This is a genomic window from Actinacidiphila oryziradicis (assembly GCF_005047355.1).
Lineage (GTDB): Bacteria > Actinomycetota > Actinomycetes > Streptomycetales > Streptomycetaceae > Actinacidiphila > Actinacidiphila oryziradicis.
This window is the reverse complement of record NZ_SUMC01000003.1, coordinates 1-24,647: the sequence shown is the minus strand read 5'-3', so window position 1 is coordinate 24,647 and position 24,647 is coordinate 1. Positions and strand designations below refer to the sequence as shown.

16 protein-coding genes and 2 pseudogenes are annotated in these 24,647 nt (G+C 69.5%); 5 read left to right on the top strand and 13 right to left on the bottom strand.

Annotation, left to right across the window (positions count from 1 at the left end):
• Positions 1-14: 14 nt before the first annotated feature.
• On the bottom strand, positions 15-914 hold the full coding sequence (locus FCI23_RS04035) for a LysR family transcriptional regulator (RefSeq protein WP_136722049.1): 900 nt from the start codon (positions 912-914) through the stop codon (positions 15-17).
• A 108-nt stretch (positions 915-1,022) separates the two neighbouring features.
• Between FCI23_RS04035 and FCI23_RS04030 the strand changes: the two genes are divergently transcribed.
• From FCI23_RS04030 to FCI23_RS04010, 5 genes and pseudogenes are all read left to right on the top strand, one after another.
• Positions 1,023-1,883 carry an aldo/keto reductase gene (locus FCI23_RS04030; protein WP_136722048.1) on the top strand — a complete coding sequence of 287 codons (861 nt, stop codon included), beginning with the start codon at positions 1,023-1,025 and terminating at the stop codon, positions 1,881-1,883.
• 334 nt (positions 1,884-2,217) lie between these two features.
• A pseudogene (locus tag FCI23_RS04025) lies at positions 2,218-3,929 on the top strand (MMPL family transporter); the annotation flags it as partial.
• A 930-nt stretch (positions 3,930-4,859) separates the two neighbouring features.
• Complete coding sequence (locus tag FCI23_RS04020) at positions 4,860-7,457, top strand: alpha-L-rhamnosidase-related protein (RefSeq protein ID WP_136722047.1); 2,598 nt, start codon at positions 4,860-4,862, stop codon at positions 7,455-7,457.
• Between the two features lie 124 nt (positions 7,458-7,581).
• Positions 7,582-10,787 (top strand): annotated as a pseudogene (locus FCI23_RS04015) (alpha-L-rhamnosidase).
• A gap of 169 nt (positions 10,788-10,956) precedes the next feature.
• Complete coding sequence (locus FCI23_RS04010) at positions 10,957-11,349, top strand: TraR/DksA family transcriptional regulator (RefSeq protein WP_246143303.1); 393 nt, start codon at positions 10,957-10,959, stop codon at positions 11,347-11,349.
• 305 nt (positions 11,350-11,654) lie between these two features.
• Here the strand turns inward: FCI23_RS04010 and FCI23_RS04005 are convergent, their stop codons facing one another.
• The 12 genes from FCI23_RS04005 to FCI23_RS03950 form a co-directional block, all read right to left on the bottom strand.
• On the bottom strand, positions 11,655-12,407 hold the full coding sequence (locus FCI23_RS04005) for a TIGR03943 family putative permease subunit (protein ID WP_136722046.1): 753 nt from the start codon (positions 12,405-12,407) through the stop codon (positions 11,655-11,657).
• Positions 12,404-13,417 carry a permease gene (locus FCI23_RS04000; RefSeq protein WP_136722045.1) on the bottom strand — a complete coding sequence of 338 codons (1,014 nt, stop codon included), beginning with the start codon at positions 13,415-13,417 and terminating at the stop codon, positions 12,404-12,406. The genes FCI23_RS04005 and FCI23_RS04000 overlap by 4 nt, the downstream gene beginning before the upstream one ends.
• A gap of 289 nt (positions 13,418-13,706) precedes the next feature.
• A complete protein-coding gene (locus FCI23_RS03995) occupies positions 13,707-14,261 on the bottom strand; it encodes a DUF6529 family protein (RefSeq protein ID WP_136722044.1) in 555 nt (184 codons plus the stop codon).
• A 6-nt stretch (positions 14,262-14,267) separates the two neighbouring features.
• The gene (locus FCI23_RS03990; RefSeq protein WP_136722043.1) at positions 14,268-14,576 is read right to left on the bottom strand and encodes a COG4315 family predicted lipoprotein; all 309 of its coding nucleotides are present in this window, start codon (positions 14,574-14,576) and stop codon (positions 14,268-14,270) included.
• A 212-nt stretch (positions 14,577-14,788) separates the two neighbouring features.
• The gene (locus FCI23_RS03985) at positions 14,789-15,247 is read right to left on the bottom strand and encodes a GNAT family N-acetyltransferase (RefSeq protein ID WP_169316678.1); all 459 of its coding nucleotides are present in this window, start codon (positions 15,245-15,247) and stop codon (positions 14,789-14,791) included.
• Positions 15,248-15,326: 79 nt separating this feature from the next.
• A complete protein-coding gene (locus FCI23_RS03980) occupies positions 15,327-15,626 on the bottom strand; it encodes a hypothetical protein (RefSeq protein ID WP_136722041.1) in 300 nt (99 codons plus the stop codon).
• A gap of 155 nt (positions 15,627-15,781) precedes the next feature.
• On the bottom strand, positions 15,782-16,453 hold the full coding sequence (locus FCI23_RS03975; RefSeq protein ID WP_136722040.1) for a response regulator: 672 nt from the start codon (positions 16,451-16,453) through the stop codon (positions 15,782-15,784).
• Positions 16,450-17,652, bottom strand: a complete 1,203-nt coding sequence (locus tag FCI23_RS03970; RefSeq protein ID WP_136722039.1) for a sensor histidine kinase — start codon at positions 17,650-17,652, stop codon at positions 16,450-16,452. The genes FCI23_RS03975 and FCI23_RS03970 overlap by 4 nt, the downstream gene beginning before the upstream one ends.
• Positions 17,653-17,656: 4 nt before the next feature.
• Positions 17,657-18,511 carry a hypothetical protein gene (locus FCI23_RS03965; RefSeq protein ID WP_136722038.1) on the bottom strand — a complete coding sequence of 285 codons (855 nt, stop codon included), beginning with the start codon at positions 18,509-18,511 and terminating at the stop codon, positions 17,657-17,659.
• Positions 18,508-19,401, bottom strand: a complete 894-nt coding sequence (locus FCI23_RS03960; protein WP_211265198.1) for an ABC transporter ATP-binding protein — start codon at positions 19,399-19,401, stop codon at positions 18,508-18,510. Before FCI23_RS03960 ends, FCI23_RS03965 begins: the two co-directional genes overlap by 4 nt.
• Positions 19,402-19,843: 442 nt before the next feature.
• On the bottom strand, positions 19,844-20,371 hold the full coding sequence (locus FCI23_RS03955; protein ID WP_136722036.1) for a GntR family transcriptional regulator: 528 nt from the start codon (positions 20,369-20,371) through the stop codon (positions 19,844-19,846).
• A 389-nt stretch (positions 20,372-20,760) separates the two neighbouring features.
• Positions 20,761-24,144 (bottom strand): GH92 family glycosyl hydrolase, encoded by a 3,384-nt coding sequence (locus tag FCI23_RS03950; RefSeq protein WP_246143301.1) that lies wholly within the window; start codon positions 24,142-24,144, stop codon positions 20,761-20,763.
• Between the last annotated feature and the right edge of the window lie 503 nt (positions 24,145-24,647).

Genomic DNA, 24,647 nt, shown 5'->3' with positions numbered 1-24,647 from the left:
CCGGCGGGGGCCCGTCAGCCGATCAGGGCGGCGGAGCGACGGCCGCTCTTGCTCTCCTGGACCTGACGCAGCAGCGCGGCCGCGGCCGCGCTTGTCGGATCACCCGTCACGGTGATGGTCTCCCAGGCCGGTACCGTCCCGGTGAGCCCGATGAAACGCACCTGGTCGGTCTTGGCCGCGAACGACTGCGGCACGAGCGCCACACCGAGCCCGAACGTCACCAGATCGAGCAGCGAGTGCACATCGGTCACCTCCAGCGAGACATGGCGGTCCACGCCTGCGGCGGCGAGCGCGTTGTCGACCAGGTCCCGGGTGCCCCAGTCCGGCAGGAAGTCCACGAATTGCTCCGACCGCAGCTCCGCCAACCCGACCCGCGCCCGCGTGGCGAACGGATGGCCGGGCGCACAGGCCAGCACGAGCGGTTCGCTGGCGAGCGGCCCGACCAGGACATCGTCCGGGCACCGGGCCGGGCGCGAGACGAACGCCACGTCCAGCCGCCCCGCGCGCACCTGCTCGATCAGCTCGCCGGACCCGCCCTGCCGCAACCGGATCTCCAGACCGGGGTATGCGGCCAGGAAGCGGCCGAGCACAGCCGGCATATGCACCACGTGCAGGCACTGCAGCGACCCGATGGCCAGGCTGCCGCGGAGCAGCCCCTGCACCGCCGCGACCGCGTCCTTGGCGGCGTCGGTCGCCGACAGCGCCCGCCGGGCCTCGACCAGCAGGACCCGCCCGGCAGGGGTCAGCTCCACCTGCCGGGTGCTGCGGAGGAACAGCGGGGCGCCCAGCTCATGTTCCAGCAGGCTGATCGAGGCCGACAGCCCGGACTGAGCGATATGCAGACGCTTGGCCGCCCGGGTGAAGTGGCACTCCTCCGCGACGGCGACGAAGTACTTGAGTTGCCGGAGTTCCATGATTCATCACCAGAGCTGCTCAAAGGGATCAGTTTCTCCTGTTGGACAGCTTAATCACCGGAGCGCAGGCTGGGGAGGCACCAACCGATTTCCCAGGAGGAAACCCCCATGCAGACTCGCCGCATCGGTGACGCCCAGGTCAGCGCGATCGGTCTCGGCGGAATGCCGATGTCGATCGAGGGACGCCCCGACGAGCAGCGTTCGGTCGCGGCGATCCACGCCGCGCTGGAGGCGGGCGTGACGCTGATCGACACCGCCGACGCCTACCACCGAGACGCGAACGAAGTCGGCCACAACGAATCCCTGATCGCCCGCGCGGTGGCCAGCTACGGCGGCGACACATCCGACGTGCTGATCGCGACCAAGGGCGGTCACCTGCGTCCGGGCGACGGCAGCTGGACCGTGAACGGCTCACCGGAGTACCTGAAGAAGGCCTGCGAGGCATCGCTCAAGCGACTCGGCGTCGAGGCCATCGGGCTCTACCAGTTCCACCGGCCGGACCCGGAGGTCCCCTACGCCGACTCGGTCGGGGCGATCCGCGACCTGCTGGACGCGGGCAAAATCCGCTTCGCCGGCATCTCGAACGCCACCCCGGAGCGGATCCGGCTGTCCAACGAGATCCTCGGCGGCCGGCTCGTGAGCGTACAGAACCAGTTCTCCCCGGCCTTCCGCTCCAGCGAACCGGAGCTGGAGCTGTGCGCTGAGCTGGGCATCGCCTTCCTGCCGTGGAGCCCGCTCGGCGGGATCTCCCAGGCCGGTGAGCTGGGCTCACGGTTCGACGCCTTCGCGGAGGTCGCGCAGGCACACGGCGTGAGCCCGCAGCAGGTCTCCCTGGCCTGGGAGCTTGCCAAGGCGCCCGTGGTGATCCCCATCCCGGGCTCCTCGCGCCCCGAGACCATCCGCGACTCGGTCGCGGCGGCCGACCTCAAGCTGTCCGCCGAGGAGCTGGACCGCCTCGACGCCGCCTGACATAGCGCGCACCCCGCCGTGGGGCCGGCCCTCCGCAGGGCCGGCCCCACGCGTCGTCGCGCAGCCCGGGGCGGGTTTGGCTCCACCGCCATATCGTGCCCTCCCCTGGCAATGCGACTGATCTCCGCGGTGGCGGACGGACACCCGCTCTGCCCCGCCGGCGATTGGCGGCACCGGCCGATGCCATCGTCCCCGGGACGAGCGCCTGGACGTGTACTACGGCGGCGGTATGCCCGCGTACCGTGCGCGGATGATGCCGCCCTGCTCCCGGGCTCGTACGGTGAGGGGATGGGAGTGATCGAAGCCTGGCGTCGCTGGGCGCGTGCTCGGCCGCGGTGGGCAGATGCCGTCCGAGTGGTCGTGCCTGGCGGCGGCGGTGGTGCTGTTCCTGGCCTTCGGCTCGCTGTTCGCGATGTTGCTGCCCATCCTCACCGCGATCGCCGGGGTCGGCACATCCATACTCGCCATGGGCCTGCTCAGCCACACCATGAGCATCGCGGATCTCGCGCCAACGCTCGGCGCGCTGATCGGCCTGGGCGTCGGTATCGACTACGCGCTGTTCATCGTCACCCGGCACCGACGCGGCCTGGAGTCCGGCCTCGACGTCGAGCAATCGATCGTCAAGGCAGTCGACACCTCCGGCCGGGCGGTGTTGTTCGCGGGCGCCACGGTCTGCATCGCGCTGCTGGGCATGCTGGTGCTGCGCATCAGTTTCCTCAATGGCGTGGCGATCGCCGCTTCACTGACCGTCGTATGCACCGTGCTGGCGGCGCTCACCCTGCTGCCCGCGATGCTTGCCGTCCTGAAATTGAGGGTCCTGGGCCGCAAGCACCGTCGCGTCGTCATCGCGGCGGACGGCAAGCCCGTCCCCGCGCCCGCCAAGCCCGGGCTCTGGACCCGCTGGGCCGGCACCGTCCAGCGCCGTCCCAAGATTCTTGCGGCTGTCGCCCTCGTCGTGATGGCAGTGCTCGCCCTGCCTACCCTGTCGTTGCGCCTGGGCTCCTCCGACCAGGGCAACAACCCGGCCTCATCCACCACCCGTAAGGCCTACGACCTGCTCGCCGGCGGTTTTGGAGCCGGCTTCAACGGTCCGCTGCAACTGGTCGCCCAGACGCCTTCGAGCTCCGACAAGACGGCCCTGAAGGGCTCGTCACCACGATCCGCGCCACCAAGGGCGTGGCGAGCGTCACCGCCCTGCCCATGCAGCCCGGCAGCGGCATCGGCCTGGTCCAGGTGACCCCCACCACTTCGCCGCAGTCCCAGCAGTCCTCCGACCTGATCACGCAGCTGCGCGACAACGTCATTCCCAAGGCCGAACAGGGCACCACCCTCAAGGTCTACGTAGGCGGGCAGACCGCGACCTTCGACGACTTCGCGTCCGTCATCAGCAGCAAGTTGCCACTGTTCATCGCCGTCATCGTCGGTCTGGGCTTCCTGCTGCTGGTCCTCGCCTTCCGCAGCCTGGTCGTCCCGGCCACCGCGGCGGTGATGAATCTGCTCGCCGCAGCCGCGGCCTTCGGCGTGATCACCGCCTTCTTCGTCTGGGGCTGGGGCTCCGACGCGCTCGGCATGGGCAAGGCCGGGCCCGTGGAGGCGTTCCTGCCGGTGATGATGCTGGCCATCTTGTTCGGCCTGTCCATGGACTATCAGGTCTTGCTGGTCAGCCGGATGCACGAGGAATGGGTCCACACCCGCGACAACGCCCGGGCGGTCAAGGTCGGCCAGATCGAGACCTCACGGGTCATCACCGCGGCCGCCCTGATCATGGTCTCGGTGTTCCTCGCCTTCGCCTTCGGCGGCCAGCGCGTCATCGGCGAGTTCGGCATCGGCCTGGGCGCGGCGGTCCTGCTGGACGCCTTCGTGCTGCGCACGGTCCTGGTCCCGGCGGCGATGCACCTGTTCGGCAACGCCAACTGGTGGCTGCCGGCCTGGCTGGACAAGCGCCTGCCCCACCTCTCGATCGACCCCCCGGAGGACCCGCCCGCGCCTGTGCCACTGCCGGAACCCCGCTCCGGACGCCAGCACGCGCCCGCGCACCGTTCGTGACGCTCCCGGCGCGTCCGGGGGGAGCGGGCACTGCCCGCGCCCCCCGGGCCCCCGGGCCCCCGCGCCCGCCCGGCACGACGGCGAAGTGTCGGCTGAGCAGAACCCGAGGATGCTTCAGCGCGTCCGGATGGGACAGGCCAGGGTGGCCGCCATGAGAAGGGCCGCAACGCTGAGGCCGGCCATGAGGGCAGCCATCGGGATGGCCGTGGTACGGCCGCCGAGGCCGACCGGAGGAGCCATGGTGGCGCGGAAAGCGAAGTCCTTTCGATTGGAGCCGCTACAGGCACGGGGCGCATCTCGAAACGGCCGGTGCGGGGCTAGGGCCTGTCCGGCCGATCTCCGTGGGAGAAGGAGCGGGGTCTGGCGCCTGTGATCGCAAGGCGGAGGAGGAAGGCGACGCGATGGGGGTCCCCCCTGCTCGAGCGGAGCCGAGAGCTTGGTGGGGGCACCTCCCGGACGGAGTCTGGGGGAGAGTCGTCGACTGACGACAACGCCGCGAGCTCCCCCAGCTACCGCTGGGAGGTGCCCCCAGTGCCAGGGCACGCGACGCCGCGGAGATCGGCCGGACAGGCCCTAGGCCGCGCCAGGGTGAGGACGCGCCGGACGCCCGCTCATCGCGCAGCCGCTCCGGGGACGCAGCGCCCGTCGCGAACTCACCGTGCGCAGGACGCCTGCGCGTGGAGGACCTTCCCCACCGGACGACTCGGCAAATCCTTCTCGCGGCGCAACCGGATTCCGTGGCGCCTGGCTGTTGTTTGCCGGAAGTATTGACACGATTCAATCTCGGGACGACAGTGAACGACGCCGCCCTCCGGGGTGTCTGACTGCCGCTTATATTCGCGATTTTCCACCGGGCCCACCCTTCGTTGCGCGTCCCGGACAGACAATTGCACCCAAATAATGAATCGTTTCATCCATGGTGGAGGCAAAATGACGAGACCGGTCGGAGAAGGACCGCAACGGCGCACCGTCATCGGTGCCGGTCTGGGTACAGCGGCAGCGCTGGCGGCGGGGCTCTCCGCCGCACCCCCCGCGGACGCCGCTCCGGCGGCCGGCACCGGCCGGGTGCCGGACTGGCACCGCTATGTGCAGGGCCCGCCGGGGCGAGCGGTGCGCCCGGTGGCGGTGGCCGCGTCCGGCGGAGATGTGACCCGGCCGGAGGCACTGCTGGCCCGGGGCGGAGCGGTCACCGTGCTCAGGCGCCCCGGGCCGACGCCGCCGCCCGCCTGGCCCGCGGGCACGACAGCCGCCGCGTCCTCCAGCCACGCGCCCAACAACGGCAGCGACGGCAGCCCCCGCAGCTACGAGGCTGACAACGCTGTCGACGGCGATACCGGCACCTTCTGGAACGACGACACCTTCGGCGCCTACCCGGACACCCTGACCGTCACCGCACCCGCCGCCGTCACCCTCTCCGGCGTCACCGTCCTGTCCAACAGCGATGGCGTTCCGGTCGACTTCACCGTCGAGACCTGGGACGGAGCCGCCTGGCACACTGCGGCGACGGTCACCGGCAACAGCGCCGTGCAGCGGCCGGTGCCGTTCACCGAGCCGGTCAGCACGACAAGCGTCCGCGTCAATGTCACGGCCGACCAGGGCACCCCGCAGGGCGAGTTCACCCGGATCAATGAACTGTGGCCCGGGCTGGTGGCAACGGTCGAAGCCCCGACGGTCACGGTGGACTTCGGCAAGGTTGTCGTCGGATACCCGAGGGTCCGCTTCGCATGGGCGTCGGACAACTCCCCGGGGGTGCGGCTGGCGTTCTCCGAGACGCGCCAGTACCTCAGCGATCGTTCCGACTTCGCCCGCTCCGACCTGTCCGGCGGCGGTCCGGGAACCGACCAGTACGCCGTACCCGCCGGGGGCGCCGACTGGACGGACACCGATGGCTTCCAGGCGGACGGGAAGGTGCACGCCGAGGGGCTGCACGGCTTCCGGTATCTCAAGATCACGCTCGACGCCCTGCCGGGCGACGCACCCGCCGCCCAGGCCCACGGCGAGGTCGCCATCGACTCGGTGGAGCTGGAATTCACCGCTTACCTCGGTAGGCCGGAAACCTTTGCGGGCTGGTTCCTGTCCTCCGACGACGACCTCAACCGCTACTGGTACGCGGCGGCCTACACCAACGAACTGGCCACCGACACCTTCCGCGCGAGCGACGTCGATCCGCGAAACGCCGACACCGCCACCCTCGAAGGCAAACTCGTCCTGCACGACGGCGCGAAGCGCGACCGCGATCCCTACGTCGGCGATATCGCGGTCTCCGGGCGCACCACCTACCTCACACATCACGACGCCTCCGCCGCCGCCCGCAATGTGCTCGCCGACCTCGCGGACCACCAGCGCGCGGACGGCTGGATCCCCCCGGCCTCCATCGTCAACTACACGCTGCCGCTGTTCGACTATCCCCTCTGGTGGGTGACCTGCAGCTGGGACTACGTCCTCTACACCGGTGACCTGGACTACGCGGCCCGCTACTACCCGAACCTCCTCAAGGTCCTGGACACCTGGTACCCGAGCGTCACCGACAGCCAGGGGCTGCTGAGCAAGGGCCTCAACTCCACCGGCAACTACGGCGACTACGCCTTCCTCCCCAGGACCGGGCAGGTCACCTATTACAACGTCAACTACGTCCAGGCACTGAGCGACGCCGCCCGCATCGCCCGGTCGCTCGGCCACCCGGCCGACGCGGACCGCTGGACCTTGCGCGCCGCGGCGGTCACAGAGGCGGTCAACACCCATCTGTGGGATCCCTCGGCAGGCGCCTATCTGGACTCCACCACCGGTGCCGTACGCCACGGCCAGGACGGCAATTCCATCGCCGTCACCTCGGGCGTCGCCGGACCCGAGCGCGCGGGGGCGGCGCTGGACTATCTGGAATCCGCGACGAGGCGTCCGTACGGGAACGCCTTCATGGACAACGACACGATTTTCGACGGAGCGTCCCAGCGGGTCTACGCGTTCACCTCCTACCCCGAGCTGGTGGCACGCTTCGAGACCGGGCGGGCCGAATCCGCCATCGACGAGATCAAGCGGCTCTACGGATGGATGGACCAGCACGATCCCGGCACCACCCACTGGGAGGGCATCGGACCGGACGGCTCCCCCTACGAGGGTGCCTTTACGAGCATGGCGCACGGCTGGTCCACCGGGGTGCTGCCCGTCCTGACCAACCAACTGCTCGGCGCCAGGCCGGAGTCACCGGGGTTCGCCACCTGGTCCGTACGCCCGCATCCCGGGACCGTGGCATGGGCCGCCGGCCGGCTTCCCACGCCGCACGGCCCGCTCGGCGTGAGCTGGCGGGCAGGCGCGGACGCATTCGCCCTGACGGTGGCCGCGCCGCGGGGCACCCGTGGCGAGATCACGGTACCCACCGGCGGCCGTACGGTCACGGTCCGCGTCGATGGTCGCACCGCCTGGACCGGCACCCGGGCCAAGGCTTACCGGGCTCGCTCGGAGGACGGCTATGTGGTCCTGTCCGACGTCGGGTCCGGCACGCACACCATCACGGTCCGCCCGCTCGACTGAGCGCCTGCCGGCGGCCTTTCCCCAGGCACAACGGAGCCACCGGCCCGCACAGGACCGGAGTCCGGGGCGAAGCCCCAGCTGCGGCAAGCCATGCCCAAAAGCCCTCCGCATCAGGGAGACGCGCATGATCAGCAGAAGAACACTCCTCGGCACAGCGGCCGCCACCGGCCCGGCCCTCGCAGGCGTGGCACCGCCGGCCAAGGCGCAAGCCCAAGGCCAAGGCCAAGGCCAAGGCCAAGGCCAAGGAACCGCGCCCGGTGCCCTGCGGGTCGAGCGGACGACGGTCGAGTACGCCACGCATCCGCTCGGCCTCGACGCCACCCGCCCTCGGCTGAGCTGGACCCTCGTCTCCGACCAACACGACCAGCGCCAGAGCGCGTACCAGCTCCGCGTAACGACGACCGCCGGGGCCGACGTCTGGGACAGCGGCAAGGTCGCCTCGCGCCAGTCGGTCCTGGTGCCGTACGACGGCCCGGCGCCGCTGCCCCGGACGCGCTACCACTGGGCCGTCCGCGTCTGGGACGCCGACGGCCGCCCGTCGTCCTGGAGCGCGCCCTCCTGGTGGGAGACCGGCCTGATCGACTCCGCCGAATGGAAGGCCGGTTGGATCGCAGCGCCGGATACGGTGACCCGCGGTCCCGACCTGGCCGGTTCCCCGAGGGCGACCCGGCCGCCGGCGCGCCCGCCGCCACCCGGTACTTCCGGGGTTCCGTCGACGTAGCGGGCGCTACGCAACTCGCCCGCCTGGCGATGACCGCCGACGACGGGTTCACCGCCTGGATCAACGGAGTCGAAATCGGCGGGCGCGACCCCGTCGGGGAGAACTGGCGCCACCCGATCGTCGTCGATGTGACCACCCTCGTGCGCGAGGGGGCCAATACGATCGCCGTCTCCGCGGTCAACGCCTCGCCGAGCCCGGCCGGCCTGCTGGGCACGCTGGAGCTGACCACCGCCGACGGCGTCCGCTCCTTCACCACCTCCGGGGGCTGGAAGGCCACCGACCAGGAGCCCGCCGGTGACTGGAAGGCGCCCGGATACGACGACAGCGCCTGGCCCGCCGCCAAGGAGCTCGCCCGGTGGGGCGGCGGCCCGTGGGGCAGCGTACTGGCCTCGCAGCGGCCGGCCAGGCTGCGCCGCGACTTCCGCCTCGCCGGGAAGCCGATCGCGCGGGCGCGGCTGTACTCGACAGCGCTGGGCCTGTACGAAGCCGAGGTCAACGGGCACCGGGTCGGCCACGACCAGCTGGCACCCGGCTGGACCGACTACCGCAAGCGCGTGCAGTACCAGACGTATGACGTCACCGACCTGCTGCGACGCGGAGCCAACGCGATCGGCGTGAGTGTCGCGTCGGGCTGGTACTCCGGGAGCATCGCCTCGTTCGGACAGCAGCTGTACGGCGAACGGCCAGCGCTGCTCGCCCAGTTGGAGGTCACGTACACCGACGGCAGTACGGCCTCCGTCACCACCGGCACGGACTGGCGCAGCGCCACGGGCCCGATCCTGTCCGCCGACCTGATGGCCGGCGAGGAGTACGACGCCCGGCTGGAGACGCCCGGCTGGTCCTCCCCCGCCTTCGACGACTCCCTATGGCAGCCCGCTGATGCCGTGTCCGGCGTCACCGTGTCGGTGGCGGCCCAGCTGGAAGCCCCGACCAGGATCGAACGGGAGCTCGCCGCCGTCGGCGTCAGCGAGCCGCAGCCCGGGGTGTACGTCTTCGACCTGGGCCAGAACATGGTGGGCTCGGTGCGGCTGCGGGTCTCCGGCGAGGCGGGACGGAGCGTGCGGCTGCGCCACGCCGAAGTGCTGGACCGGAGCGGCATGCTCTACACGGCCAATCTGCGCACCGCCCAGGCGACGGACACGTACACCCTCAAGGGTGCCGGTGCGGAAATCTATGAGCCGCGTTTCACCTCGCACGGCTTCCGATACGTCGAGGTCACCGGCTACCCCGGCGTCCCGGCCAGGAGCGCGGTCACCGGCCGGGTGATGCACACCTCGGCGCCGTTCACCATGTCCTTCAGGACCGACGCGCCCATGCTCAACCAGCTGCACAGCAACATCACCTGGGGCCAGCGGGGCAACTTCCTGGCCGTCCCCACCGACACTCCCGCGCGCGACGAACGGCTCGGGTGGACGGGGGACATCAATGTGTTCTCCAGCACCGCCGCCTACAACATGGAATCGGCCCGGTTTCTCACCAAGTGGCTGCGGGACCTGCGGGACGGCCAGTCCGGCGCCGGGGCGTTCCCCGATGTCGCGCCTCGTATCGGCCCCACCGGGGAGGGCACGGCGGGCTGGGGCGACGCGGGCGTCACCGTGCCCTGGAACCTCTACCAGGCATACGGGGACCGGCAGGTGCTGGAGGACAGCTTCCCGGCGATGCAGGCATGGATCGCGTACCTGGAGGCGCGCAGCACCGGTTGTCTGCGGCCCGCCGAAGGCTTCGGCGACTGGCTCAACATCGCCGACGAGACACCCAAGGACGTCATCGCCACCGCGTACTTCGCGTACAGCACCGATCTCGTCGCCCGGAGCGCGCGTGCAATCGGCCAGGACCCCGGGCCGTACGACGCGCTCTCCGCCAAGATCCGCGCAGCCTTCCAATCGGCCTACGTCTCCGCCGACGGCACGGTGAAGGGCGACACACAGACGGCGTACGTGCTGGCGCTGTCCATGGATCTGCTGCCCGACAGCCTGCGGACGCCCGCCGCCGACCGGCTCGTCGATCTGATCAAGGCGAAGGACTGGCATCTGTCCACCGGCTTCCTCGGCACCCCCCGTCTGCTGCCCACGCTCACCGCCACCGGCCACACGGACCTGGCCTACCGCCTGCTGGAGCAGAGTACGTTCCCCTCGTGGGGCTACCAGATCGGCAGGGGCGCGACAACGATGTGGGAGCGCTGGGACTCCATCGAGCCCGACGGGAGCTTCGAGGACCCCGCGATGAATTCCTTCAACCACTACGCCTACGGATCCGTCGGCGAGTGGATGTACCAGAACATCACCGGCATCGGCATCGGCAGCCCCGGCTTCCAGAACATCGTCATCCGGCCACGCCCCGGCGGTTCCGTACACGAAGCGACCGGGCGGTACGACTCCCTCTACGGTCCGATCACCACCCACTGGACACTGCGCGCGGGCGCGTTCACCCTCGACCTGTCGGTACCGGTCAACGCGACCGCCGAGGTGTGGGTCCCCGCCCGCAGCGCGGCCGATGTCACCAAAACCGGGACCGGGGCGACATTCCTGCGCCTGGCCGAGGGCTGCGCCGTCTACGCCGCAGGCTCCGGCCACCACCGCTTCACCGCGCCGGATCCCCTCGCCTCCTGAGCCCACGGCACGTCGCCCCGCCGCCTCAGAGTCTGTCTGGTGACCTCCGATCGAAGGTCACCCGACAGGCTCTCAGTGCCCTCGCCACCCCGATCGCCGGGGTGGCGAGGGTTCCCGGACTACCGGAATAACCGGAATAAGCAGATCACGCGCTTTGTTGTATTTTGTCGTGGAAGATCGCATAGAAGGCACCGGACCCTCACCAGCGCAACGGAGGGCCGCAACAGAGCTGATCAACGAGGCTCGGGCCAGTAGTGTGCGGCTGATCGACTCGTTGACGCGCCTGTGGGACGGCATCGTCGAAGCGTCGGCCCTGACTGCCAACGACGATGAGCACGACCCGGAGGGAGCCACGGTCGCGTACGAGCGAGCCCAGCTGCGGGACGTGCTGAAGCAAGCACGCGCCGACCTGGACGACCTCGATCAAGCTGCCCAACGGGTACTTACCGATGAGTACTGGGTCTGCGAGCGCTGCGGAGGCCCGATCTCCGCGGCGCGGCTTACCGCCCGCCCCGCGACGAGGATCTGCATTACCTGCGCGGCCTCCAAGGTCGCCGGATGACGAGCCATCGACGGGCACTGTCGGCCACAACGTCACGGCGCATACCAGGTCGGGGTGGAAGGTGACTCGGAGCGTGCGCTCGGCGGCCTTGATGTCTGTCTGCAGCGCCGACGGCGCAGCCGGGCGTGGCTGATGGGGGCGTGCCCGGCCAGCCAGGCATCGATGCGGGCCCATGACGCCTCAACGGCGGGAATGCTCCTGGCCGGACCTTACGGCCCGCCACTGACAAGACCCCTGGGTGCGAGCAGTGGCGGCGCAGGGTCGTCCCGGCCGTGAGCTCTACGAAGGTTGGTCGGGCCGCGTTTTCAGCTTTCGTACGGATCGTTCGGGGCCGGGACCGTTCTGGCCCGGCTGACGTTGATGTACGGGATGACGCCGTCGTTGACGGGGTCTTTGGTCTGTTTGCTGGTGTAGGTGCCGATGACTTCGACCCAGGTGTCGGGTGCCAGGACGGGAGGAATCTGTCCGGACAGGCCGATCTTGATGGGTTGGGCGTCGGCGGCGCAGCAGTTGAGGATCATGCGGGTGAGGTAGGGTGCGCCGCTGCGGTCGAGGGTGATGAAGCCGGTGATTTTGATCCGCCGGTCGCCGAGGGAGCGTCCGTGGTCGTAGGCCGCGCGGCCGCCGTAGTCGACGACGGTGAGCTGGAGGGGGTCGCTTGGGGGGAGGGCGGGGAAGCCGAAGGGTGGTTGCAGGGCCGTGCCGGCGCGCAGGGCGCTGTAGGAGCCCAGCGCGGGTGGGGCGACCAGGATGAGAGCGAACAGGGGCAGAACGAGGAGCCAGGAGATTCGTGGTTCGCGGTGGGCGTGGCCGTGCTGGTCGTGCTGGTCGTGCTGGTCGTGGTTCTCACGCTCGGGCTGGTTCTCCTGGGTCGCACGCGGCTGTCGCAGTTCGTACCAGACGGTGGCGATGGCGGCGACGATCAGGACGATGCCGGCCGCGATCAGCAACGGGCGCAACCCGGCCTTGACGTAACGCAGGTAGAGGCCGGTGAAGCTGGCGTGCAACACCGCGACGCCGACGAGGAACAGCACGACTGCTTGCGCCTGCCGGTTCACAGCAGCACCGCCCCGACCAGGACCGACATGAGGATGGCCAGCACGAAGGTGGCGGGGGCGAACCGCAACGCGAACCCGCGGCCGAACGTGGCGGTCTGCATGGCGAACAGTTTCAGGTCGATCATCGGTCCGACGACGAGGAATGCCAGCCGGGCGGTGAGCGAGAACTGGGACAGGGAAGCGACCACGAACGCGTCGGCCTCGGAACAGATCGACAACAGCACCGCGAGGATCGCCAGGGCGAGGATCGACACCGCCTGGTTACTGGCCGCGGCGTGCAGCCAGCTTGCCGGTACCACGGATTTGAGGGTGGCCGCGCCCATCGCGCCGACGACGAGGAAGCCCCCGGCGTGCATCACGTCGTGCCGTACGGATCCCCAGAACGCCGCCCCGTTGCTGAGGCCGTCGGACGACGGATGGGCCGGTGGGCGCAGCCAGTCGGTGCGGCCCAGCCGCTGCCACAACCAGCCCATCACGCACGCCGCGAGCAGACTCGCCACGAACCGGGCGATGACCATCTGCGGGTTGCGGGGAAACGCGACGGCGGTGGCGGTCAGCACGATCGGGTTGATCGCCGGGGCGGACAGCAGGAACGCCAACGCCGCCGCGGGGGTGACGCCCCGGCGCACAAGCGCCCCGGCCACCGGCACGGAGGCGCACTCGCAGCCGGGTAGGACCACCCCGGCCATCCCGGCGACGGGCACCGCCAGGGCGGGGTGTTTCGGCAGCGCGCGGGCGAAAAACGTTGGTGGGACGAACACCGCGATGATCGCCGACAGCAGCACGCCGAGGACGAGGAAGGGCAGGGCCTGGACGACCACCGCGACGAACACGGTCATCCAGCTCTGCATCACCGGCGCGGACAACAGCCGGCGGATCGGCGCCTGCAGCACTACCACCAGGAGCAGCAGTAGCACGGTCAGACCGAGGGATGAGTTGAACTGCCAACCCTGCGGATCGTCCGCCTCGCGGTGGTCAACCCCGGTCGGGGCTGATTCGGTGGTGGTCACGGGTGAGGTACCTCCGATATGGCGGGGCTTCGTGGCTTGGTTCCCCTCCACCTCCAATACGCCGGTTCAGGCACAACGTCTCATCTTGAGTGCTGACCAACCACCGTGTGCCGGCTTGTGGGGGGGCAGCAGTCGGGTGGGCAGGCGGGAGATGTGAATGGGCGCAGGTCTTCCCTGTCACACCGGGGACTCCGCCTGCCACCCGCCGAGGCGCGCGCCGACCCGTCCGGGGGATGACCCGAACGTATCCTGGGGCGGTCCGTCCAGCCCATCAGATCCTGACAGGATCTCAGAAGCCGGGTACGTGCCGACCGTCCAGATTCCACAACGCGGCCGTATACCAGAGCACCGCGATCGCGGCGACGAGCAGGCCGCCGGCGGTGGGCAGGGCCCAGCCGGGAAGCCGGCGGCTGCGGACCACCAGGACCTTGGCGACGAAGGCGCCGTACAGCACGCAGCCGGTGATGGAGTGCACCGCCACCCGGGTGGTGGTGAGCCGGACCCCGTAGGCGGTGATGCAGTGGTAGGCGATGGGCAGCGACAGCAGAAAGGCGAGCAGGCCGTCGATCCGGTGCACGGTGGGGACCGGGCGCGGGGCTGGGCCGGCACCCGGCAGGCGGTGGTAGATCCACAGCGCCAGCAGGAGCTGGACGAGTGCCAGGCCGAGCAGGGCAGTTCCAAGCTGGGCCTTGAGGCCGTTGGCGTCACGGTAGTGGAGGCCGAAGAGGCCGCTCTCGTAGTCGGGTGTATGCGAGCGGCCGTACCAGTACAGGGCCAGGGTGACAGCCACCGGCAGCAGGATGGCCGTGAGTGCCTGCGGGGTGCTCCGGGTCGGACGCTGCATGGCGGGTCAGTCGCTTTCGAGCTGGTTGCCGGAGGCGCTCAGCACATACCGCGCGGCGCCGGACTGGCTCGGATCCTCGCCGTTGGTATCACCGGCCGTCGCGTCGCCCGCGTAGTGGTGGAGCGAATGGTCGTTGCAGGTGACCTGCGTGGTGTTGTCGGCGCGCTTGGAGGTGTCGAGCGGAATCGTCTTCACGCCCTTCCGGCCCGCGGGGCACCGGCGGCGGTCAGCGGAGGCCGGGCAGCCGTGGCCGCTGTGCCTGAGGACGGTCCGCTGGAGGCGGGCGCGCTGCCCGACGGCGCGGCCGCCATCCATGTGATCGCCGCCGCGCCGGTCGGCTTCACGAGACCTCCTGCGGGTAGGAGTCGGCCCGTCCGGATGCGCGGACCGCATGGTGCCAGTTGGCCCTGGGCGGCCGGGTGTGTCCACTGCGACGGGCCGTCCGTCCGCCAGCCGGGGACCGAAAATGCCCCGGACGGCCCACGGACCTTCTGGAGATCTACTGCGGCGTGCAGCACCAATAGGGTCTAACTCGCGACCGTGGAAGCCGCCCCACGGCCTCGAGCGTGCTTCAGGTAGGTGGCCGTCTCGGTGAATCCCAGGCGGCTGTAGAACCCTGCCGCTCGGCGGGTGGGCACAGTCACCTCTACGTCGTCGGCCTGTTCGGCTCTGGCGATAACGGCCTGGACCAGGAGTGATCCCGTGCCTTGGCCTCGATATGAAGCATCGACGGTCAGCTCCAGGATGTCCAGGACGGTTCCCCCTGCGAAGCGGGTGGGCTGCCGGGCGGCCAGAATGTAGCCGACCATGGTTCCGTTCAGCTCAGCGACCAGGAACTCGGCCCGGCCGTCCGCGGCGGCCTCCAGCGCGCGCGGAAACGTGCGGTGATCGAAGACCGCGCGTTCAGGCTGGTAACTGGTGGCGAAGTCGCAGAGCAGACGGTAGATGCCCGCCGAATCTTCGCGTGTAGCAACGCGAACCCTCATCGCCGCCCCCGTCCCCACCGCGTGGCAATGCCAGTGCCTGCGCATAGTTGGGGAGGAAATTTCTCACAGGTCGTCGTCTTCAGTCGAAGGATCGGCACGAGCTGAGTGCGTCCTTCGGCTGCTGATAGGCGCGTTGGGCGCCTTTCCCGTCGTAGGACGCCAGCGTGGAGCCTCCCGGAAAGATGTTGTTCTTCCAGTTGAACAGCTGGTCGGCCAACGCAGAAGCGCCGTCCGCACCCGTGATGTCCGAGACCCGTCGGCACGAGGCATCGGAGACCGGCGGGAACGACGGGGCATCGGTCGCCGTGGACGTACCGCGCACGGTTGCGTGGGCGTCGTAGGCATGCGGCACCTCACTGCCCTTCAGAATGAGGGCCATCAACTGGTCTGCTGACAGCGCCGGTCGTGTCGGCGACGAGGAGGCCGATAGCTGTGACGGTCTCTTGGGTACGCTTTGCGAGGTGCCTTCCGTCGCATGATGCGAGCAGCCGACGACCAAGAGAGCGGCGGTTCGGCGGTATCCGGCGGACTGTGTCAGACGAGGCCGTGCTGGTGGGCGAGTACGACTGCTTGAACGCGGTCGCGGAGCGCGAGTTTGGCCAGGACCCTGGAAACGTGGGTTTTGACGGTGGCCTCGCTGAGCACGAGTGCGGTGGCGATCTCGGCGTTGGACAGGCCTTGGGCAATCATGCGCAGGACCTGGCTTTCGCGGTTGCTGAGGATATCGAAGCGCGGAGGGGTGAGGGGAACGGCCAGGGCCGGCAGTGCGGTTTGGATGAGTGACCGGGTGACCGCTGGATCGAGGAGGGCGTCTCCGGCGGCGATGACACGTACGGCGTGGACGAGCTGGTCGGGTGTGACGTCCTTGAGGAGGAATCCACTGGCACCGGCACACAGTGCTTCGGCGACGTAGTCCTGGCGTCCGAAAGTGGTGAGGATGAGGATGCGGGTGCCGCGGAGTTCGCGGGTGGCGGCGATCCCGTCGAGTCCGGGCATCTGTATGTCCATCAGGACCACATCCGGGGAGAGAGCTTGGGCCTTTTCGATCGCGGCGTACCCCGTGCCGGCCTCTCCGACGACCTCGATGTCGCCTTGCGCGGACAAGATCATGGCGAATCCCTGACGCATCAGCGGCTGGTCGTCCGCGATGAGGACCCGGATTTTTGGGGCGGAGCCGGATGGCTGGGGCGGTGTGGCAGTGGTCATGGACGCTCCTGGAGGGGAAGGGTGGCGCGCAGCGCGTAGCCACCGCCGGGCACGGGACCGGCGAACAGTTCGCCGCCGAACAGGTCCACACGGTGCCGCATTCCGGCCAGGCCGTGGCCGCCCGACCCCAGCCCGTGCAGTTGGGGTCCGGTGAGCGGCGCCGTCGTTGCGGAAGGCGGCGCCGCGCTGTTGGTGACACGTAGTTCCAGGCCAGTGGCATCCCGTCGGATCTGGACGCGTGTCGGCACGTGCCCGGCGTGCTTGAGCACGTTGGTGAGGGCCTCCTGGACGATCCGGTACGCGGTGACGGAGTGGGCACGCGGGAGGGGGACGCTCACCTGAAAATCCAGGTCGACGGGCAGGCCGGTGGTGCGCAGACGCCGGCACAATCCGGTGAGATCGGTCAGATCCGGAGCCGGGCCGCGCCCTGGTACGTCGTGGTCTGTGGCCTGGGCGACGGGGCGCAGTACATCGACCAGCCGGCGCATCTCCGTCATGGCCTCACGGCCGCCCTCGATCATGCTGTCCAGTACGCCGCCGGTGGGATGGTCGGCGGGCAGGGTGCTGCGCACCGCTCCCGCCTGAACCACCAGAAGGCTGACGTGGTGGCCGATGACGTCGTGCAGTTCCTGGGCTATCCAGACGCGTTCGGCAAGGATCGCCTGGGCGGTGAGGAGTTGCCGTTCGCGTTGCAGATGTTCGGCTCGTTCAGTGAGCACCGCCATGACCTGCTGTCGTTGGCCGACGTACAGGCCGAGTGTCCCGCCGATGACCAGCAGGGCCAGGACCTGGGCTGCCGCTGGGCCGGGACTTGCGTCACCGCCGGTGGCGTGCCCGGCGAGTACCCCGGCGAAGTAACAGGCCGAAGCGGCCGAGGCCGCCGTAGCCACGGTCCGCCAGGTCGAGACGGTGGCGAGCGTGTAGAGGGCGACGGCGACCGGTAGTGGCCCGATGACCGGCCGGTCGGCCGCGGCGGCCGCTACAGCGCCGCCCACGGCAGTCACCCCCAGCACCGTCTTGGGGAGCGCGGAGCGCCATGACAGGGCCACGGCCGTGACCAGCAGCCCGGCGAACACGGTCGCGGTACGCGGCGGGGAGCCCCCGTGCCGGTTGGCCAGCACCACGTCGGCGATGGCGAGGACAGCGAACACACCGGCGACAGTGAGGTCGCCGGCGCGTCCGAGCAGGGTCCTTTTCATCGGTTCAGGCGTCCCGGCGGATCGTCCGCCATGCCCCGGCCACACTGAAGACCACCACCCAGGCCAGCAGCACCGCGCACGCGGTCCCCACCGACATCGGGACGAGCCACTGTCCGATCACCGGTAGCGGCGTGAGCCGTTCCACGGCGGCGCCGGGGAGCAGGACGCGTAGAGCGCCGAAGCTGGTCGCGTGCTCCAGCACCCGGGAGGCGGCCAGATTCCAGCACAGCAGCAGTCCGATGGCCAGGCTGCGCGAGGTCAGCAGCGAGGACAGGCCGACGGCGAGCACGGCAGTGACCGCCACAGCGGCCGCCAAGGCCACGTCGGTGCTCAGCAGCACCGACGCCGCGGGTGCCTGCCCCGGGCCGGCCAGCAGCACCGATCCGGCGGCGCCGACAGCGAAGGCGGCCTCGCAAAGCAGCAGGCTCACCGCGAGGGCCGCGGGGAGCCGGACCGCGAACAGGGCCAGACGGGACCGGCCGGTGGAGACCAGGTCCCGGAACACTCCGGCGGCGGCGTCGCCGCCCCCCGCCGCGGTACCGATCATCACTGCGGCAACGCCTCCCATGTAGAGCACCAGCATCATCGCGTGAGACAGGCCGATCATGCCACCGGCCGGCGCGTAGTGCCGGGGGTCGGCCGCGTGCCGGACGCCACCGATCCCCAGCGCGGCCGCGGGCGGGGCGGCGAACAGCACGGCCGACCAGATCATCAGGCCACGGCGTTTGCGGAGCTTCAGCAGCTCCGCTGCCATCATCCGGACAGCCAACCCGGCATTGGCGCCAATCCGTCGTCCTGGGCCGACCCCGCCGTCGGTCCGGGCGGCGGAAGCGGTGGTGATGGTGATGGTGGTGTTCATCGGGCCTCCCCCAGCCGTGAGGTGATCTCCAGGAATCGGTCTTCCAGGGTGGCGCGGACCGGCTCAAGACGGTTCACCCGCACACCGTCCTCCACCAGCCACCGGTTCAGGTCCGACACCGGCACCGCGTCGGCCGGGGTCACCCGCAGCACGCCCGGGCTGTCGGTGACGGCATTGGTGACCGCCGCACGCCCCAGCAGGACCGCCGCCGCCCGGGCCGGGTCGTCAGAACCGACCAGGACGTCATTGGTGCCGGAAGCGATCTCGCTCATCGTGCCTGCGGCGATCAGCTCGCCCCGGTCGATGATGGCCAGTGCGTCGCAGGTCTTCTCCACCTCGTCCAGCAGGTGGGACGAGATCATCACGCTACGGCCTTCGTCGACCAGGGAACGGATCATGCCCCGCATCTCCTGGATCCCGGCTGGGTCCAGACCGTTCATCGGCTCGTCCAGGATGAGCAGGCGGGGGTCGGACAGCAGGCAGCGTCCGATTCCCAGCCGTTGCCGCATACCCAGCGAGTAAGAGCCGGCCTTGTCATCGGCCCGGTCGCTCAAACCGACCCGGCCCAGGACCGCGTCGATCCGTCCGTTCGCGCCCCGGTTCCGCACCGCGGCCGCCACCCGCAGGTTCTCCCGCCCCGTCAGGTATGGGTGGAACCGCGGCTCTTCCACGATCGCCCCCACCCCGGCCAAAGCCGCGGCGCGGGAGGCGGGCATCTGGTGGCCCAGCAGAGTGATTTCGCCGCTGGTCGCGGGGATCAACCCGAGCACCATCCGGATCAAGGTCGTCTTGCCCGCGCCATTCGGGCCGAGCAGACCGAATGCGCATCCGCCCGGTACCTGGAAATCCAGCGGCGCGATCGCCACCCGATCACCGAACCGCTTGGTCAATCCCGCAGTCTGTATGACCGCCTGCCCCTGTGCCGCCCTCGTGGGCGCCGCCCTGGTGTTCATACACAGAAAGCTAGGCTCACCGCGGTCGGTGGCCATCAGCCCGCGGATTCAACCCCACTGTCATCCTCGGATGTAATCGCACGCGCTCTACATCCCGAGGATGACACCGCGGTGAGGGGATTCCCAGGGTCGTCAGCCCTGCTGACCCCACCGTGCGGTCCGCCTTGCACTGTGCCCGATTGTGAACCGGTTGCGGGCGGTCGCCGGGGTGGCCGTCGGTGTGGCCGGTGACGTTTCCGTAGAGGTCGTAGGCTTAGGCACCTGCTACAACTCCGACAAGCAGGCTGGTGACGCCCAGCGCCCCCGCTTCCTGGCTGCCCTCGCGCGCACCACGCAGCGCCTCCCGGCGTCTCCGGCCGCAGCTCCTCGTCACCCCGCGCTATCCGGCCGGGGCCGGGCGGGGCCTTTCCACGTCGGGCAGCGCGTCGATGACACTGCACAGGTGCTTTCTCATGGCGGCCTCGGCGGCTTCGGGGTCTGTGGCGCAAAGTGCTTCGATGATGTCGAGGTGCTGAGGCAGGGACACGTGGGGCCGGCCGGGCTGCATGGCCAGCCTGAACTGGTGGCGGACGTTCTGTCCGCGGAGGCGCTCGAGCACGGAGCAGGCGGTGCTCTGCCCGCTGATGGCCAGAATCAGAGCGTGGAGCTGCTTGTTGAGGTCGGAGTACCCGAGCACGTCCCCGGCTGCTACCGCGTCCTGCATCCTCCCGCCGATCTCCCGCAGCCCGCGGCGGTCGTCCTCGGTGGCGCGTTCGGCCGCCTTCGCGGCGCACAGGCCCTCCAGGGCCATGCGGACCTCGGTGATCTCGATGGCTTCATGGAGCGATACCGCGCGGACGCGGGCGCCGCGGTTCTGGATCCGCTCGACCAGTCCCTCGGTGGCCAGCTGCACGAGCGCGTTCCTCACGGCGCTGGTTCACCATCGTCGACGACCACTTCGACGGACCCATCGGCCGCGATCTCCCCCGGGCACGTGCGCTCATCAGCCACCTGCTGGACGTCATGCATGCGCCCGGCCAACCGAAACGCCCCACGCGCCCGCCCGCCGACTGGGCCGGTAGTGTCTGCCGCGCCTGGGACGACCTGGCGCCGCCAGCGCCGCGTCTTTGGCGCGGTCGATCAGGCACTGTGAACCCCTCGTAACGCACTTGCGTGCGGCATCGAAGGCCGCGCGCTGGAAAGGGTCTCGCGGCCCGCGTGCTCGACACGCCGTACCGCGCGATGGCGCCGGCTCCCCGGGCTTTCGCCCGGGGAGCCGGCGCCGTCATCCTTATCGTCGAGCCGTACGACGCGCTTTCACTGGCCGAAACCGTACGCGAACAGGTGGTCCGAGCCCGTCGCGCCCGTCACCGGGAGCGTGATCGACGCGACCTGCTTCGACGAGTCCAACGGGACCTTCGTGGCGAAGACGTACGCCTTCACCGTGTCCTTTCCGCCGCTGCCCGTGTTCCGGTAGCCCGTCGTGACGGCCGTCGTGTCGCCCGCGAGCGGCTTGCTGAAGCCGCCGTTGAGCGTCCAGTCCGAGAAGCCGATCGTCGCCTGCATCGACGTGCCGTCCGTGTACGTGACGGTCAGCGACCCCGAGACGCCACTGCCGTCCGTCGGAGCGTTGGTCGCCGAACCAAGCAGGCCGAGCGATGAGCCCGTCGTACCCGCCGGCACCGGGATGGTCTGACCGGCCATCTCCAGGTTGTCCAGCTGACCGGACGTCACCGTCGGCCAGGTGTAGGAAACCCCGTCCACGGTGAGCGCGGAACCGCTCGTCACGCCCGCCGCCGACAGGGCGCTCTGCGAGAACGCCCAGCCGTCGTCGTCGAAGCCGCCCGAGAAGGTGGCGCCGTCCGGGTAGATACCCTCGTTCGTGGCATACGGCCACAGCTCGCCCGGCTTCGCGACCGCCACGCGGAGGGACGCCCCGCTCAACGCCGCGCCGCTGCTGTGGTCGGTCAGCGCGAAGGTCACGGGGTACGTGCCCTCCGTGCTGCCCGCCGTCACCTGGACCTTGGCCTCCGCGCTGCCCGACGCGGGCACGGACACCGAGCCCGACGCGGTGTCGAGAGTGACCCCGGAAGGCGCTGTCGCGTTCCAGTCGACCGTGACCGCCTTGCTTCCCAGGTTGGTCAGGTTCAGCGTGCCGTCACCGGACGCGCCCGGTGCCAGGACCAGGCCGTCGCTGGTCGGACCCGTCGCGGCCAGCACGCGGCCGCCTCCGGTCGTGTCGGACGGCGGAACCGAACTCGACGAGGACGCCCACGCCTTGTTCGGCGACTCGCCGAGCGTGTAGTCGAGCGCGCCGGCGCCCACGAACTGGTCGTACGTCAGCCAGGAGTTGTCCGACGCCTTGCCCTTGACGTCCAGGGACTGCACGTACGGCGCCGTCGGCGCGGCCTGCGGGGCATTGATCTGCACCGTCTTGCCGGTGACCGTGCCGTTCGCCTTCACCGTGCCGAAGTTGACCTTGGCGACCGGGAACGCCGGGCTGCCGAGCGCGAGGGTGTTCGTGCCCGGGGTCTCCGGGTACATGCCGAGCTCGGACCAGACGTACCAGGAGCTCATCGCGCCGAGGTCGTCGTTGCCGAACGAGCCCACCGGAGCGTTGAAGTACAGGGACTGCTGCGCCTCGCGCACAGCCTCCTGCGCCTTCCACGGCTGCCCGGTGTAGTTGTACTCCCAGGGGATCTCAAGGCTGGGCTCGTTGCTGAGGTTGGCGTTGGTGTTGCCGGGGTCCGTGATGTTGCTGAGCAGGCTGTCCAGGAAGGACGAGTATGCGGCGTTGCCGCCCCGCGCCTGGATCAGCTGCTGGAGGTTGAACGGCACCATCGGCGTGTACTGCGCCGACGTACCCTCCACGAACCCGTTCGACGTGCCGGGCGTGAAGCCGCCCACGAACTGGCCGTCCATGTTCTTGCCCTGGATGTAGCCGCTCTGCGGGTTGAAGACGTTCATCCAGTCCTGCGCGCGGGTGGCGTACTTCTCGTAGTCCGCCGTCTTGCCCAGCGACTTCGCGAACGAGGCGACGGCGTAGTCGGCGCTGTCGTACTCCAGCTGCGTGGACACCGGGCCGTAGAAGTTGCAGCAGCTGTAGTCCTTCTCGTCCAGCGGGAGGTAGCCCTTGGCGTCGCGGACGTTCTCGCCGGGTCTGTCCTGGTTGGGGGTGGTGGCCTCGTGCTCCAGCGCGTCGAGGGCGTGCGCGGTGTCGAAGTCGCGCGCGCCGAAGGCGTACGCGTCGGCGATGATGCCGGCGGCCGGGTCACCGACCATCACGTAGCTCTCGCCGTTGTTCGACGCCCACTTGGGGAGCAGGCCCGTCTGGTCGTACCCGTTGAGCATGGAGGTCACGACGTCACTGGTGACCTTGGGCTCGACCATCGCCATCAGCTGCGTCTGGGAGCGGTAGGTGTCCCAGCCGGAGTAGTTGGCGTACTGGGCGTCCTGGCCCTTGGCGAGCTTTTGGACCTGGTTGTCCATGCCCATGTACTGGCCGTTGTCGTCCGAGAAGACGTTCGGGTGCAGCAGCGAGTGGTAAAGCGCCGTGTAGAACTGCACCTGCTGGTCCGCGGAGCCGCCGCCGACCTGGATCTTGCCGAGCACCGAGTTCCAGGCAGCGTGGTTCGCCTGCTCCATGGCGTCGAAGTTCCAGTTCTTGGCCTCGGTGGAGAGATTGGAGGCGGCGTTGGCGTCACTGGTGTACGAGATGCCGACCTTGGCCGTCACGGTCGGGTTTGTGGCCGTGTCGAAGGTCAGGTACATGCCGTTGGCGCCGGTGGTGGGGGGCTGGGCGGCGTTGCTCTTCACGCCGGTGCTGGGGGCGGCAGACGCCGACGGGGAAGAGGTCTGCGTCCCGGACGCCTTGCCGCTGCTGCTCCCGTGAATCGTCGGGGACGGCGCCGCGGGCACGGTGAAGTGCTTCTCGTGCAGCGGGGCCGACGGGTGCGCCCGCAGGGTCTGCTGGACCTTGCCCGCCGTCAGGGAGGTGGCGTTGGGGTTGATCGTGCTGCCGACCCAGGTGCCGCTGCCCGTGAACGACTGGTTGAACTTGATGTCGAAGTGCAGCGTGTACGTGTTCTTCGCACCGCAGAAGTGACCGCTGGAAACCGAGCCGCTGATCTCCTTGTCGCTGACCACCTGGACGCGGGTGCCGTCGACTTGGGTGGCGCTGCCGCTGAGCTTGAACAGCAGGTTGGACTGCTGGCCGGCGGGGAAGGTGAACTTGCCGAGCCCGGCGCGGGTGGAGTCGGTCAGCTCGGTCTTGACTCCGGAGGCGTCGGTCACCCCGTAGTAGCCGGTGTTCGTCTGCTCGTTGTCATGGCTGAACTGGGCAGAGGTGCTGCTGAGGTTGCCCGAGAGCGCGCCGGTGACGGGCAGGATGGGCAGGTCACCCGCCACGTCGCAGCCGGGGCCCGAGACATGGGTCAGGCTGAAGCCGGAGATCTTGTTGTCGTTGTACTCGTAGCCACCACCGGACGGCCGGTCGGGGGTCGTGTCGGGGCCCCACTGCATCATGCCGGCCGGCATGTCGGGACCGGGGAAGGTGTCCACGGCACCGGACGTGCCGATGAGCGGGTTGACGAGGGACGCGGGGTCCTGCACGAATGCCGGCGTCGAGCCGGCGGCGTTCGCGGCGTACGTGCCGCCGATCGCCTGGAGCGGGAGTACGGCGATGCCCAGAACGGACACCACGGCCAAGCGTTGACGGAATGTCTTCTGTTTACGTGGCGCACCTGTACGTCGAGGTATAACCATCGGTTGCCTCCACAGCAGTTCGTGCTTCGCACATGACGTGCTGACGTGCCGAAAACGGAAAACGTCAGCGATAGGCAACGTTGTCAGGCCACTCCGACGGCCTGACAACGTTGCCATGCACGAGTGTTGAGTGAAACGTGGTTACTCAGGCATGTCAACGAGGACAACAGGGGCTTCTGTGATCAGAGTTCGCACCTGGGTATATATGTTGCCGCGAATATAACGGTGCATTAGGTATCAAAGGGCCCAGAGCAGATGAGACCCGTGGCCCTGAGCCGGACAGATGCGGATCAGCCTTGGCGGGCCTTGACGCGGGGGTCCTTCGGGTTCACGATTCAGAGGCCGCGCGAATAGGTGGGGCGGGTGAAGGAGCGGGGCGAGGGGCAAGTCTGGCAAGGCGGAGGAGGGAGGCGACGCGGAGCGTCGTTGACCGACGACAA